General features: G+C 58.0%; 11 protein-coding genes. 3 read left to right on the plus strand and 8 right to left on the minus strand.

Translation table 11 applies throughout. The annotated features are described in order from the left end of the window. Positions 1-174: 174 nt before the first annotated feature. From JJD74_RS26685 to JJD74_RS26695, 3 genes are read right to left on the minus strand one after another with little or no spacing between them, the layout of a single operon-like run. Complete coding sequence (locus tag JJD74_RS26685) at positions 175-519, minus strand: cupin domain-containing protein (RefSeq protein WP_115148108.1); 345 nt, start codon at positions 517-519, stop codon at positions 175-177. 30 nt (positions 520-549) lie between these two features. Beyond that, positions 550-1,956: an NAD(P)/FAD-dependent oxidoreductase gene (locus tag JJD74_RS26690; protein WP_200617182.1), complete on the minus strand. Its 1,407-nt coding sequence runs from the start codon at positions 1,954-1,956 to the stop codon at positions 550-552. Positions 1,957-2,008: 52 nt separating this feature from the next. Next, positions 2,009-2,824, minus strand: coding sequence for an AraC family transcriptional regulator (locus tag JJD74_RS26695; RefSeq protein WP_200617183.1), 816 nt, complete (start codon positions 2,822-2,824; stop codon positions 2,009-2,011). Between the two features lie 263 nt (positions 2,825-3,087). Here JJD74_RS26695 and JJD74_RS26700 point away from each other — a divergent pair, with 263 nt between their 5' ends. Beyond that, positions 3,088-3,360, plus strand: coding sequence for a DUF1652 domain-containing protein (locus JJD74_RS26700; protein WP_042559264.1), 273 nt, complete (start codon positions 3,088-3,090; stop codon positions 3,358-3,360). 50 nt (positions 3,361-3,410) lie between these two features. Here the strand turns inward: JJD74_RS26700 and JJD74_RS26705 are convergent, their stop codons facing one another. Beyond that, positions 3,411-5,885 carry a UvrD-helicase domain-containing protein gene (locus JJD74_RS26705; protein ID WP_200617184.1) on the minus strand — a complete coding sequence of 825 codons (2,475 nt, stop codon included), beginning with the start codon at positions 5,883-5,885 and terminating at the stop codon, positions 3,411-3,413. A 277-nt stretch (positions 5,886-6,162) separates the two neighbouring features. Here JJD74_RS26705 and JJD74_RS26710 point away from each other — a divergent pair, with 277 nt between their 5' ends. Further along, complete coding sequence (locus tag JJD74_RS26710; RefSeq protein ID WP_042559266.1) at positions 6,163-6,858, plus strand: pirin family protein; 696 nt, start codon at positions 6,163-6,165, stop codon at positions 6,856-6,858. A 71-nt stretch (positions 6,859-6,929) separates the two neighbouring features. Here the strand turns inward: JJD74_RS26710 and pgm are convergent, their stop codons facing one another. From pgm to JJD74_RS26730, 4 genes are all read right to left on the minus strand, one after another. Then, positions 6,930-8,576 carry a phosphoglucomutase (alpha-D-glucose-1,6-bisphosphate-dependent) gene (pgm, locus tag JJD74_RS26715; protein WP_115148112.1) on the minus strand — a complete coding sequence of 549 codons (1,647 nt, stop codon included), beginning with the start codon at positions 8,574-8,576 and terminating at the stop codon, positions 6,930-6,932. A gap of 106 nt (positions 8,577-8,682) precedes the next feature. Then, the gene (locus JJD74_RS26720; protein ID WP_200617185.1) at positions 8,683-10,083 is read right to left on the minus strand and encodes an aminotransferase-like domain-containing protein; all 1,401 of its coding nucleotides are present in this window, start codon (positions 10,081-10,083) and stop codon (positions 8,683-8,685) included. Between the two features lie 49 nt (positions 10,084-10,132). Beyond that, positions 10,133-11,587 carry a hypothetical protein gene (locus tag JJD74_RS26725; protein WP_115148114.1) on the minus strand — a complete coding sequence of 485 codons (1,455 nt, stop codon included), beginning with the start codon at positions 11,585-11,587 and terminating at the stop codon, positions 10,133-10,135. A gap of 550 nt (positions 11,588-12,137) precedes the next feature. Beyond that, the gene (locus JJD74_RS26730; RefSeq protein WP_047301189.1) at positions 12,138-13,160 is read right to left on the minus strand and encodes a zinc-dependent alcohol dehydrogenase family protein; all 1,023 of its coding nucleotides are present in this window, start codon (positions 13,158-13,160) and stop codon (positions 12,138-12,140) included. 269 nt (positions 13,161-13,429) lie between these two features. On the opposite strand from JJD74_RS26730, the gene JJD74_RS26735 reads away from it, so the two are divergent. Beyond that, positions 13,430-14,344, plus strand: a complete 915-nt coding sequence (locus tag JJD74_RS26735; RefSeq protein WP_042559271.1) for a LysR family transcriptional regulator — start codon at positions 13,430-13,432, stop codon at positions 14,342-14,344. The last annotated feature ends 89 nt before the right edge of the window (positions 14,345-14,433 follow it).

Here is a 14,433-nt window from a genome sequence, read left to right on the forward strand (position 1 = left end):
TGAGTCAGCTGCCGGTAATGCGTAGTCATCTGCGCTTGAATCCTTCGGTGTGAGAGCCTGGATTCTACCGGTGGCTGGCTCTCTGCCTCTCGTTTCAAGCGTTGCGCTTATTCTATGAATTCAGGGGGCGATTCCTGTAGAGGCTATTGTTGTTTGGCAGGCAATCTCAAGCAATCAGAAAATCAGCACGTAAGTCTTGCGCACGGTTTCCTGGATATCCCAGATACCGAGCGTGTTGGCCGGCAACATCAATGCGTCGCCACCTTGTATGTGCAGGGTTTCGCCACCGTCGTCCGGGGTGAATGTGCAACGCCCGGAAATGAAATGACAGAACTCCTGCGCGGTGATCTGCCGGCGCCAACGGCCGGGCGTGCATTCCCAGACGCCGGTTTCGACACCATCGTCGCGCTCGACGCTGGTCGTTGAGGCAATGGCTATCGGCTCACCAAGCGGCACGGCGACCGGGTTGGATTCATCGAGTTGTAACGTGGCGGTGTTTTTGAACTGGGTGATGCTCATGGCGTTACCTGTCTTGTGAATAAACAACTGTCAGTGCATGAAACCTTCCATGAACCCTGCCACCCGGCTGGCGAGCTTGCGCCGCCATGGCGCAGTCGCCGGGTTTGCGAGGGTCTGGTCTTCGTGGACGAAGCTTTTGATGATCGCGTTGTAACCGAGCCAGCGGCACGGCTCCGGCTCCCAGGCACGCAGCGCATGAATCCCGCCGTCCGGCAGCACCCACGGCTGGTTAACCAGTTCGCTGTCGCGCTCAAGGATCAGATCGGCCAGGGTACGGCCGCCGAGGTTGCTGGCACCGACGCCCTCCCCGCCATAACCGCCGGCCAACGCAATGCCGTTGGCCCGATCGCACAGCATGTGCGGCTTGAAGTGGCGGGACATGCCGAGGTTGCCACCCCAGGCGTGAGTGATCTGCACATTTTTCAGTTGCGGGAACAGTTCACCGAACAGATAACGACGCAGCTCGACTTCATCGCGGGTCAGGTCAAAGTTGTGGCGCAGCTTGCCGGCGAATTGGTAACCACCGCGGGCGCCGAAAATCAGACGGTTGTCAGCACTGCGCTGGCCATAAGTGACCTGACGGCTGAATTCGCTGAAAGCCTGGCCGCGACTGAGGCCGATCTCGTCCCACGTAGCGGCGGACAGCGGTTCAGTGGCGACGATCAGGCTTTGCACCGGCAATTGGTAGCGACCCAGAGGTGGCAATGTCACCGAATACCCTTCCACCGCCGGCACGATCCAGCGACTGCACACATTGGCTTTGGCAGTGCGCAAACTGCCCGACTGCCAATGCGTAACGGGGCTGTTTTCGTAAATCTTCACGCCCATGCCTTGTACGGTGCGCGCCAGGCTGCGCACCAGTTTGGCCGGGTGAATGGTCGCCACATGCGGGGCGTAGATGCCACCGTAAGGTTTGGCGACACGTATCTGCTGCGCCAGTTGCTCGGGGCTGAGCCAGCGGTAATCGTCGTCGGTCAGACCCTGGGCGTGGAGTTTGGCCAGGTAGTCGCGCAGTGTCGCTTCCTGTTCCGGGTAGCGCGCCGCGCAGTACAGCACGCCGCCCTTGCGGTAATCGCAGTCGATACCTTCACGTTCGAGGACGACTTCCACTTCATCGGGGATGCTGTGCAGCAGATCAAACGAGGCGCGGCGTTGCTCGGGGGACAGTCCGGCGAGCAAACGCTCCTCGCCAAGCAGATTGCCCATCAGCCAGCCGCCGTTGCGCCCGGATGCGCCAAACCCGGCGGTTTGCGCCTCGATAATCGCGATGTCCAAGCCCGGCGCGTGCTTCTTCAGGTAGTACGCCGTCCACAGCCCCGTGTAACCGGCGCCGATAATCGCCACGTCGACGTCCAGATCCCGCTCAAGCTCGGGCCGCGCGATCAGCGGCTCGTCGAGTTGATCCATCCACAAACTGATAGTGCGCCACGCCGGCATGCAAGACTCCGCCACTGAAAACCTTCGATGGCGTCGATCCTAGTGCGCGACCTCAGGAGATGTCTTGCGCGCGTGTCCGCAAAGAAATTTGTTTAACGTAAGCCTTGGGCGACAGGCCGGTGTGTTGGCGGAAACAGCTGTAAAACGCCGACAACGAATTGAAACCCGCGGCGAACGCCAACTCATCGATGCGCACTGGCGGCGCGGCATCGTCCAGTGACTTGAGCAGATGTTGCAGTCGCGCGTGGTTGACGTAGCGGTAGAAACTTTGCCCAAGCACCTGGTTAAGCAGGTAGGAAATCTGATTGCGGCTGTACCCGCACTCCTTTGCAACCCGTTGCAGGTCAAGCTCTGGATCCAGGTACGGTTGCTGGCGTTCGAAGTATTGCTGCAGATCGTCGGCCATAAAACTCAATTGACGCGGCGACAGGCCCAGGCGACTGACGGCCGGGCGCTGGCTCGGCGCAGTCGTATTGCCAACCTGTGCACGCACCAACGAGGCGTATTCATTTACGCGCCAAATCAGCCCGTCCTTGACCGTGATCGCCTCGCTGGAGCGGAACGACACAAGTCCCTCGCCGCCGCGCAGGGTCACTTCGTACTGAATGAACGCAGTGTTGCCATCAACGCGAATGCGGTCGCAATGCTCAAGCGCTTCGTCGGATTCGCGCGGCATGCTCACACGCACGTACTCGCGCAACTCGTCGAGGCCGAGCACGCGGTTCTGGAAAAAATCGCTGTACTGAATGTCCGGGTGATACAGCGCCATCACGCTGTCCAGGTCGCGGTGTTTCCAGCTCAAGTGATAGCGCATGACCGTGGCGGTCGTGGCCTGGGTCTGTGCGGGGCCGTCGTCGTCGGCGTGCATAAGGAGCTCGGCGAAAAAGAACCGAGCTTGCCGAAGTTCGGCACGGGCATCAATGACTAATCCATGATGGCATTTTGGCGATGAATGCGTAGGCCATGACTTACATCAAAAAATACGAATCAATCGCTAAATGAACTGAAAATTCCCACAGGAATTTCACATTGAGATGCTACTTTTAATGTCAGTCACCGGTTGAGCCAATGAAGGCTCTTCCCACCTAACATGAGCTAAAGGAAGCGCTCGATGAAGAAGGCGGGCAACACATGAATAACGGGTCAAGCAAAGTCACGTTCCCCAACGCCTGCCAGCTGATGCGCTGGCATTTTCATCCCATGGGTTTCGAAGCAACGATGGATGCACCGGGAAGCATGATTGCCCGATTGTTTGATCGAGCCAGTGGTGAAACCATGATCGCTATCGCTGGCATCCCGTGCGCAACGGTAATGAATGCGGCAGACGTCGAGCGAATTATCGAGGCTGTGGAGGATGAGCTGGACGCTTTCATACCTCCAGAGTCTCTCAGGAATTACGCATAACTCTATGATTTACAAAAAAAAGCCCGCATTGATGCGGGCTTTCTTGTGGGTCACGCGGTTTGCTTTTCTGCTCGATGGTCAACGAAGAATGGCTTGCCCTTCGCCACTCGGTCGGACGCCTTGGGCATGTTCACCGCTTGCGGCTCCTGCGGCTCGACATACCAATAACAATGGCTGACCGCACGGGTAATCCCGACGTACGCCAGGCGCAAGATCTCGTCCTTTTGCGCGCTGTCATACGGCTCGCTGTCGCCGGTTTTGCCCAATCCGGCCATGCGATAAACCTGGTTCTTGTAAGGAGAACTGGTCAGATGCTGACAGTCACCGAGCAGGAATACCGCGTCTGCCTGCAGGCCCTTGGCGCTGTGATACGTCAGTTGTTTCAAGCGACGAGCTTTGTACGGCAAGCTCGAATCAACATTAACTACAGACTGAATATGCTTTTCTATCAATAACTTATCGCTGCTTTTTCGATAAAGCATCAAGATTGAATGGCCCTGCCGATAATGCTCTGCCAGGCGTTCGCCCAGTGCCTGATCGTCGCGTTCCAGTACGTTGACTGGCAGCAATGGCTTGGGCTCGCCGCTCGCCTTGGCCTTCTTACCTGGGATCGCGGGCGCGGCACGGACGATGTGTTCCGCCGCATCGATGATGTGTTGATGACTGCGATAGTTATCACTGAGCATCACTCGCGTGGTGCTCGGCGACGGGAATTCCTTGTTGAACTCCATGAAGTAACTCGGTGAACTGCCGCGCCAGCCGTAAATCGATTGCCAGTCATCCCCCACACATAGCAGCGACGAGCGCTGCGCGCCTCGTCCGACATGCATGGCCGGCCCACGGCTGCGAATCTCCGAGAGGCTCGCGCGAATCCACGAAACGATCTGTGGCGAAACGTCCTGAAACTCATCGATCATCAGGTGCGACATGGGTCGCAGCAGTTCATCGCTGAGCAGTTTGAGGTTTTCCGGCGAGTGCTCGCTGAACAGCGCGAACATGCGGTTGTAGGTCATGATCGGCGGCTTCTGGTCGAGCAGGTGATCTTCCAGGGCACGCCAGAACAGGCTCAACGCCTCGAAGAAAAACCGGTCGGGGTCATCTTTGGCGAAACTCATGCGGCCAACCGCATCCGGCACGTCCAGCCCCAGGTTCTCGATAAACCCGGCCGCCGCCACGAAACAGTCGAGCAACGGCGCGGAAGCGAGTTCACCTTTGACCTTGTAATCGAAGCCCGGGCCTGCACTGGCATCGCCTGCCAATGTCGCCAAAACGCGTTTTGACGACTCGTAACTATCCAGCCATATCAATGGCTTACGACAGAATGCTTGAAACAGGGTGCGCTTTACTGCCCATTCTGCACGTATCGAAAGTTTCGCATTCGGTCGGCAGAGCTGGGCGTTTTCCCTAGGGTCGAAACCGAGTACGACCCAAGCATCAAGGCTTGGAATGTAGCCGTGACAGTGAAATGTCGAACCATTGATTTCGAAGGTCTGCCGGTTGGGCTCAATGCCTTTGATAGGCCAGGCACCGGCGCCGAACCAAAGATCTTCGATCGCATCGCACAGTTCTTCATCGCGCTTGGCCGCCAGCTCGGTGACGGCCATGCGCTTCTGTACATCGGGGTGATCACGCTCCAGCTCCTTGAGCTGCAACCCGGCCTTTGCCATCGGCTGGATCAGTTGGCGGAAACGCTCGTCCTGCGTGAACAATCGGTGATAGCAGGCATTGAGCTGCTGGCGCTGCGCGTCGTTGATACGCAGGTCGAACGGATTGCTGTCGACCTCCTCGTCAGCACCGGGCGCTCGATGGCTGAGGTTCTCGAAAGCCTGCAACCGCTCGAAACCCGCCAGGCTGCGTACCATCGGCAGGATTCGCGAGTGGAAGGTTCGCACCAGTTCCCGCGCCTGTTTCAGGCTTAGCGCCCGCCCCCACAACGCAAACAGCTCGATCAGCTTGTTGATGAAGTCCTTGCGCGATTCGCGGGTGAAGGTCACTACGGTCATCGAATCGAGTTCAAAGCCCAGATAGTGCGTCAACAGTAGAATGCGCAGGACCAGCGTGGTCGACTTGCCCGCTCCGGCGCCGGCTACCACGGAAGTCGAAGGCGTATCGCTGAAAATCATCTTCCACTGCGCAGTGCTCGGCTGAGCGTGCGCGGGAAGTAAACGCGCGACATCAGCCTTGATGCGCTTCTTCAGCTCAGCGGTGAGCGGTAGGCGCCAGTCGTCGAACAGGAGGTTGTCCACGCTTGGCGGACGATGTTCGGTGTTGCGGCTGTCGCGGATCAGCAACACTTGCCGACCTTCTTCAAACCCCTCGAGCTTGCCCTCTTTGTAACCGTACTCGACACCCGCGGTGTGACCGCTACGAAAGCCATCCGCCTGACCATGCAGCCACGACGCACGGTGTTGCGCGCGCAAACGCGTCAAACCGTGGCCGAAGAAACGTGCGGCCATACGTTTGAACCACGGCATCTCGGCCAATGGGCGAAGTTCGGGAGGAAGATCGGGGGTTTGTTGCGCCACGCTGACGGGCTCCAGTAAGTAAGGCTGTTGAAGGCTATGGTGTCTTTATTTAACGCCGGGTTCTAGCGAAATGCTTACGCTTCATTGGTTTAGGCGATGAATTGAAGGTGGGATAAGAAATCTTCGAGCTTTTTTTGATCGGCTTATTCGATCTTAATACCGCACTTTTTACGCTTTTTATCGATACTTGGCTGATAGATGATCGCCGTCATAAACCACCGGTCTTGGGCCGGGCGCGATAACTGCGCCCCGTCACTAACCTTTTGAGGAGACGATCATGCTTGAACTCAGACCTTTCAACACACTGGGCGCCGCCCATCATGGCTGGTTGGATGCCCATCACCATTTTTCGTTCGCCGAGTACTACGACCCTCAACGCATGAGCTGGGGCAATCTGCGGGTGTGGAACGATGACGTAATCGCCGCAGGCAGCGGTTTCCCGCAGCACCCGCACCGCGACATGGAGATCATCACCTACGTGCGCGAAGGTGCGATTACCCATCAGGACAACCTCGGCAACAAGGGCCGCACCGAGGCTGGCGACGTGCAAGTCATGAGTGCCGGCACGGGTATCGCGCACAGTGAATACAACCTGGAAGCCCAGGACTCCAAGATCTTCCAGATCTGGATCCTGCCCACCGAAACCGGCGCCCCGCCGTCCTGGGGTGCGAAACCCTTTCCCAAAGGTCAGCGTGAAGGGTTTGTGACCCTTGCCAGCGGTAAGGATGGCGATGATCAGAGCCTGCGTATCCGCGCCGATGCACGTTTGGTGGCGGCGAATATCAAGGCTGGTGAGACGGCGGAATATCGTCTCGACGAAGGACGCCGCGCTTATCTGGTGCCGGCTACGGGTGTGATTGAAGTCAATGGCTTGCGTGCACAAGCTCGAGACGGTGTGGCGGTTGCGCATGAGCAGGTACTGACCGTTACTGCGATTGAAGACAGTGAGATTGTGTTGGTGGACCTGGCTTGATCGCCTGATCGCAGGCAAAAAAAGGGGCAACCGCAATGGTTGCCCCTTTTTTTGGCGCGGTGGACTTCAGCTTATTTGCTGGAAATTGCGCCATCCACCAGAGTTTGCGCTTCAACCACCAATTGCTTGAGGTGCTCGTCGCCGATGAAGCTCTCTGCGTAGATCTTGTAAATGTCTTCGGTGCCTGACGGACGCGCCGCGAACCAGCCGTTCTCGGTCATTACCTTCAAGCCGCCAATCGCCTGATCATTGCCCGGTGCGTGGCTGAGAATGCTTTGAATCTTCTCGCCCGCCAATTCGGTCGAAGTGACTTGCTCCGGCGACAGCTTGCTCAGCAGGGCTTTCTGTTCCGGGTTGGCCTTGGCGTCTACGCGTACCGAGAACGGCTCTCCAAGTTCATCGGTCAGCGCTTTATAGGCCTGGCTTGGGTCGCGGCCGGTGCGAGCGGTCATTTCTGCCGCGAGCAGTGCCGGGATCAGACCATCCTTGTCGGTGCTCCAGACACCGCCGTCCTTGCGCAGGAACGATGCACCGGCGCTCTCCTCGCCGCCAAAACCCAGCGAACCGTCGAACAAGCCGTCCGCAAACCATTTGAAACCGACCGGCACTTCGTAGAGACGACGCCCCAGACGCTTGGCGACACGATCAATCAGACCGCTGCTGACCACGGTTTTGCCCACGCCAGCATCGGCACGCCACTGCGGACGGTTCTGGAACAGATAATCGATAGACACTGCCAGATAGTTGTTCGGCGCGAGCAAGCCACCGGAAGGAGTCACGATGCCGTGGCGATCGTGATCCGGGTCGCAGGCAAACGCCACGTCGAAACGCTCCTTCAGACCAATCAAGCCTTGCATCGCATGGCTCGATGATGGGTCCATGCGAATCTGGCCGTCCCAATCGACGGTCATGAAACGAAAGGTTGGATCGACTTGCTTGTTCACCACGTCCAGATCCAGACGGTAGTGCTCGGCAATCGCCGACCAGTAGCGCACCCCTGCGCCACCCAGCGGATCGACACCCAAATGCAGCTTGGCATCACGGATGGCATCGAAGTCGATCACGTTGATCAGATCGGCAACGTAGGTATTCACGTAGTCGTGACGATGGGTGGTGCTGGCCTTGAGCGCCTGCTCGTAACTGATGCGCTTCACGCCAGCCAGTTTATTGGCCAGCAACTCGTTGGCCTTGGCTTCGATCCACTTGGTGATGTGGGTGTCTGCCGGGCCGCCGTTGGTTGGGTTGTATTTGTAGCCACCGCTTTGTGGCGGGTTGTGCGACGGCGTGATGACGATGCCGTCGGCCAGGCCCGAAGTACGGCCGCGGTTGTAGCAAAGAATGGCATGGGAAATGGCCGGAGTCGGCGTGTACTCGTCGCCTTCGGCGATCATCACGGTCACACCGTTCGCCGCCAGCACTTCCAGAGCGCTGGCACCCGCGGGAGTCGACAACGCGTGAGTGTCGATGCCGACAAACAGCGGCCCGGTGATCCCTTGGGCCTCGCGATACAGGCAGATCGCCTGACTGATCGCCAGCACGTGCCATTCGTTGAAACTCAGGTCGAAAGAACTGCCCCGATGCCCCGACGTGCCAAACGCCACACGCTGCGTGGAAATGGAAGCGTCAGGCTGGCCGGTGTAATAGGCCGTTACCAGTCGCGGGATATCGACCAACAATTCTGCCGGTGCCGGTTTGCCCGCAAAAGGACTGAGTGTCATGCAAAAACCTCTGAAATAGAGTGATTCAGGAATAGAACGCAGTTTACTGGCAGTTTGACCGTAGTGCGACGGGATCTATCCGGGACACTCCCGATGTTTTTTAACGTTAACTTTCGGGTGCCATCCGCAATGCGTCGCCCAGCAGCCCGACGATATTCCCCAGATCGTGGTCACCATGGCCCAATGAGCTCAAGCGCAGATGGTGCGCATGCAACCCCTGCAGACTGAACAACTCCCCTGGCGCAATAATGATCTGTTGCTTGAGCAGGCGCTGAAACACATTCTCCATGTCTACCGGACGCAACGAGCTTACCCAGACCGTCGCCCCGCCCTGCGGCTCGACAAACTGCAACGCGTCGCCCAGACGCTCGCGCAATAACTGGATCAACTGCGTTCGTCGCTCCTTCAGCATCCGTCGCAGTACCGACAAATGCTGGTCCAGCCGTCCGCCGCCCAACAATCTCGCAATCGCTTTCTGACGGATTAGCGACAAGCTAAAGGCGCGCAACAGGAAATGGCGTTGCAACTCACTGCGCCAATGGCGCGACAGGACAAAACCAAAAGGCGCCTCTGCACCGATGAACTTCTCGAACGTGGAAAACACCAGCAGGCGATCCGGGTCCAGCCAGTCGCGCAGGCGTTGGGAGTCGACCCCTTCATCGAGTTCGCTGTGACAGTCGTTTTCCAGAACCCAGGTGCCATGACACCCAAGCAGATGGGCGATGGCTTGTCGATTGGTCGCAGATAGCAGGCTGCCGTGGGGCATGCTCAACGCTGAGGACAACAGGATCAGCCGCACCGGCTCGTTCTTGAGCAAAGACTCCAGGCGTTGCGGATCAATCACCCCGCCGGCGAGCAGCGGCAGCTCGATCACGCGCACTTGGGCGCAATCCAGCAGACGCAGGATCACCCAGTCACACGGCGACTCGACCACTACGGTGGCCCCACGCAACTCGAGCACCGAAATCAGAATTTCCAGCACCCCGCGCAAATCGGCACCGATGTAGACGTCATCGGCATGCCAGCAATTCACCGTCGATGAGGTGTAACGCGCAGCCAGTACGGTGCGTAACTCCAGCTCACCGCAAGGCTGCACCAGTACTTGCGGCTGGCGCGGGTACTGGCGCAGCAGTTCCCGCTCAAGCATCAGCAAAGGACGGTCCAGCGGTTGCAGCGAAGCCGGGTCATCGGCGCTCAATACACACATGCCCGGTCGCTGGGTATTGACGTAGACGGTTTCGAGCAGGTCCCTGCCACAACCAGGCACGTCCAGTGCGGGCAGTGCTTTCGCGTAATAACCGGATTTGGCGATTGAATAAACCCGACCTTCCTTTTCCAGCAACGAATAGGCGTACTGGACGGTCGAGATCGACACGTTCAGTCGATCAGCCAGTTGCCGCAAGGAAGGCAGGCGCACTGCCGAGCTGCTCCCGGCTTCCTCGATCAGCAGCGTCAGGTAGCGATAGACAGCCTGATAAACAAAGTCGTTTTCCCGCGACGCTTTCACGAGCCGGCATCCATGGGCTGTGATTCAGGGTTAGGCGATTGGCTCACGGTCAGCCTTCCGCCGATCGATCGTTTGTCGGCTCGGTACCCGCCTCCTCCGCACTGGCGCTGTCGCCGCACGCAAGTAACCGAACGGGTCCCATCGAGTAAAGACGCACAATCAATTTGACCGGCAACCCGCTGACGTCCGTCATCCACTTCAGCACTTGCTCAGGCGCATGCAGGCCCTGCATTGCCCGGTGTAGATCCGGCAATGCCACCAACATGCCGGGATGACAATTGCGCAGAAACCGTTCCAGCCCCGCCCCGCTATCAACAAACGGCGCAAACAGCAGGCACATCAGCTGGATCTCGTTCAAATCGAAACCGGCCGAGAGCCAGCCTTCCGCCTGCACGCGCAACTGTCGCGAATCCTGCAGATTGCCGAAATGGGCGAGCATCTGTTCGCAAACCGGCTCGGGTACTTGTCTGCGACGCATCGTCACCAGGTTGCTTTGCAGGTATTCGCCGACCCCGGCCTCGTAGGTTCTCCCCTCGATGAATCGCGCCTGCATTCCTCGCAGATGCGCAGCGACCAGAGGATCTGCATATTCATCGTCACTTTGATAAAGGCTCAGGTCGTCCGCCTGGAACCCAAGAAAGTCACTGAGCAACGGCCAGCGCTCCTCGAGCTTGCCAACGATCATGTCATTGATGTTGATGAAACCGGTGCGCCGACACGCTTCGAACTCACCTTCCGGGCGCCACGCTACGCGTTCCTCTTCGGTGTAGAACTCGCGATAGTAATCACCACCCAGCCGGTCGAGCAGCGGGAACAGCGCTTCAAAGCCAGCAGAGGTCACCAGCGGACCGGCAATGGCGGCTTTTTGAACGGCGCGACTCAAGCCGTCGAGAAAGTGCTTCTGGCGGTGTAACGACTCACTGCCGATCATGGCATCGACACCATTGTTCCATCGGGCGATCTGACCGTAGTACTCGGCAGTGGCCAAATAAGCGTCGTCCCACAACTCAAGCGCTTCGCTGTAGGTTCTTCGATGTCCCAGCAGCAGCAGGTTTAGACGATGGGTTTCGCGCCCCTCTTCGCAGATCGGTGCCTGATGGTCGAATGGCAGGACCTGGCGATGATCCACCATCAACAGCTCGACCCGAGGATCGTCATGGAGGAACAGCGCGCCGTAGCTGCGGTGCATGTTCTGCAGCGCCGTGTCACTGTTGCCGTTCCAGCGTAAAGTCGCCACCCGTAGCTGAAACGTCCCGGGCGCACGCCCGGCGATACTCAATTGCGCTGCCCGCAGCAGCGCCAATGTGTAACAGCTGTCGCGCGACCCGGTCTGGTTAACCAGCACTTTGAATTGACCGATGTTCTCCATGCCGCCAGCAGCCACGGCCAGTCGCTGGATCAGCAACTGCAACGCCGTGCGCTCCGCTCGTGAGAAAAAACTCAGCAACCGCTGCAATACTTGCTGGTAGACATAATTCATTGCCTGATCGTGGATCGTGCTCATCGGTATTTACCCGGTATAAAAGGTTTCATGGCGCGCAGACAGAAAACCAACCGTCCGCACGACAATTAATCAATAAGTAATAGACGCTCAGATGCTAACACTTACAAATTCGTAGTTATTTGAAACACTTGACCTGACAAAAACTCTGCTTTTGCCACAACAAGACATCAAGCCATTGTTTTACATAGGTATTTTTTATTATTAATTAATCCTAGGAAACTTCCCACAACGTCCCACGACAAGTGATTACAAGAAAAAGAGAAGGCGTTTCGGAATAGCCCTACAGTAATTAAACAAAGAATGCCGTGTTTAACAAAACCGGGGGTTATATGTTGAGGTCGACAAATTGAATGCACAGCCATGGCTCATTCCTTGAGATGAAAGTAATCATTCAATTATCAGGGCTTACATTGCGATTAGAAGATACAGATCCGGGCCAAAAACCAGTTCAGTTGCTGAACAGGTCCCGGACAGGGCACCAGAGACGCTTGCTTTGAAGGAGGGATAAACACGAAAGAGTCCGTGGGGCCACGGACTCTGATTGCCAGGGTTACGCCGACTCGATTTGAAGGGCAACCCGTTCGCGGCATGGGCATTCGTCCATGTAGCGATGCGCTTCGACGAACTCGCTGAACGGGAACACCCGGGTCTTGAGCGGGAGCAACACGCGGTCTGCGGTCAACTGGTTGATGTCACGCAGGGCACGTTGCACGGCGACGTGGTCCTGGGCGATACCCAGCTCCGGCTTGCCGGTGAAGTTGCCGATGCAGTGCACAAAGAACTGGATGTTCTTCTGGAACGCTGCGCAGGCCGGAAACGGTGTCTGGTTCCCACCCTGAAGGCCGTACAGCACAAGGCTGCCACGGGGCGCCAGTACATCGCCAAGCAGCGACATCTGCGGACCGCCAAGGCCGTCGAACACCACATCGACGCCACGGTTGTCGGTGATCTTGTTGATTCGCAACAACAGATCTTCCTCTTCGGTGACAATCACCTTTTCCGCGCCCAGAGACAGCAGGTACTCGCGCTCCTGCGCCTCTTTGGTGGCGGCAATGACGCGCACGCCCATGGCCTTGCCCAGCTGTACAAACGAAGGGCCGGCGCAATGGCTGGCGTCAGTGACCAGGGCAAACTGCCCGGGTTTGACCCGTGCCAGATCGGCGTAGGCGAAATAGGCGATCAACAGCGGTGTGTAATGCACACTGGCTTCGATCGGGCTGAGCACATCCGGATAACGGGTCAGCGCAGTACGCGGCAACACGATCGACTCGCCGTAGACGGGATAGTCGTTCGGACTTTCGGCCGGGAAACTGGCGACCTTGTCACCGACGGACAGGTCTTCGACACCAGCGCCAATCGCCGTGACCACACCGGCCATTTCATGGCCAAGGCCTGATGGCAGACGTGCCTGGGACGACGCCAGGTTCTGGCGCCACAGCGTGTCGTACCAACTGATGCCGATTGCCTCGACACGCACCTGCACTTCGCCAGGACCTGGCTGAGCGGCCGCATGCTCTTCGCATTTGAGCACCTCGGCCGGACCAAACTTGTGAAAACGGATCGTGCGGGACATCGCAAACCTCGTCAAAGTAACCTCTAATGCCATGAACTCTATCTGGGCTTTTAACCCAAGACTATCAGTGGCTATTAATAGTCGACATGCCTGTCATTGATTCCGCAGTATGCGCGGTATTGGCAAAATCCTTGAAAAACTGCTGCCACCGTCTGAGTAAAGCTGAATTTTCCGGTGCAGAGTACCAGCCTTTCCCCGTAAGATTCATGCCGGCCATTGTTCTCATATGGCCGCCCTCGTCAAGCTTGATGACTCTGCCAGGACTCCAGATGAATCGTAATGACCTGCGTCGTGTCGACCTGAACCTGTTGATCGTATTCGAAACGTTGATGCATGAGCGCAGTGTGACCCGCGCCGCCGAGAAGTTGTTCCTCGGCCAGCCGGCGATCAGTGCGGCGCTCTCGCGCCTGCGCAGCCTGTTCGATGATCCCTTGTTCGTACGCACCGGCCGGAGCATGGAACCGTCCGCCCGCGCGGTGGAAATCTTCGCCCTGCTCTCGCCTGCCCTCGACTCGATTTCGACCGCCGTCAGCCGCGCGGCAGAATTCGATCCGGCCACCAGTACTTCGGTATTTCGAATCGGGTTGTCGGATGACGTCGAATTCGCCCTGCTGCCGATGCTGTTAAAACGCCTGCGCGCCGAATCGCCGGGAATTGTGCTGGTGGTGCGCCGGGTTAACTACATCCTGATGCCGGGCTTGCTGGCTTCCGGCGAAATCTCGATCGGCGTCAGCTACACCACCGACCTGCCAGCCAACGCCAAGCGCAAAGTGCTGCGCCGCAGCGCGCCCAAGCTGTTGCGCGCCGACACCGTGCCGGGACCGTTGAGCCTCGACGACTATTGCGCCCGGCCCCACGCCCTGGTGTCGTTTGCCGGCGACCTCAGCGGCTTCATTGATGAAGAACTGGAGAAACTCGGCCGCAAACGCCATGTGGTACTGGCCGTGCCGCAGTTCAATGGTTTGAGCACGCTGCTGGCCGGAACTGACATTGTCGCGACCGTGCCGGACTATGCCGCCGAAGCACTGACATCTGCGGGTGGCGTTCGCGCAGAAGATCCGCCGTTGCCGACACGCACGTTTGAGCTGCACATGGCGTGGCGCGGGTCCCAGGACAATGATCCAGGCGAGCGTTGGTTGCGGTCGCGGATTCAGATGTTTTTTGGCGACCCTGACAGCCTCTAGGTGGCGTAGGGCTGCCTGTTCAACTGATCATTCCTGCCTTGTCATAGGCATTAGGATCGATGTGCTGAGTCCGGGGCCTGTCCACGCGC

The sequence above is a fragment of the Pseudomonas sp. MF6776 genome, from assembly GCF_016613125.1.
Lineage (GTDB): Bacteria > Pseudomonadota > Gammaproteobacteria > Pseudomonadales > Pseudomonadaceae > Aquipseudomonas > Aquipseudomonas iridis.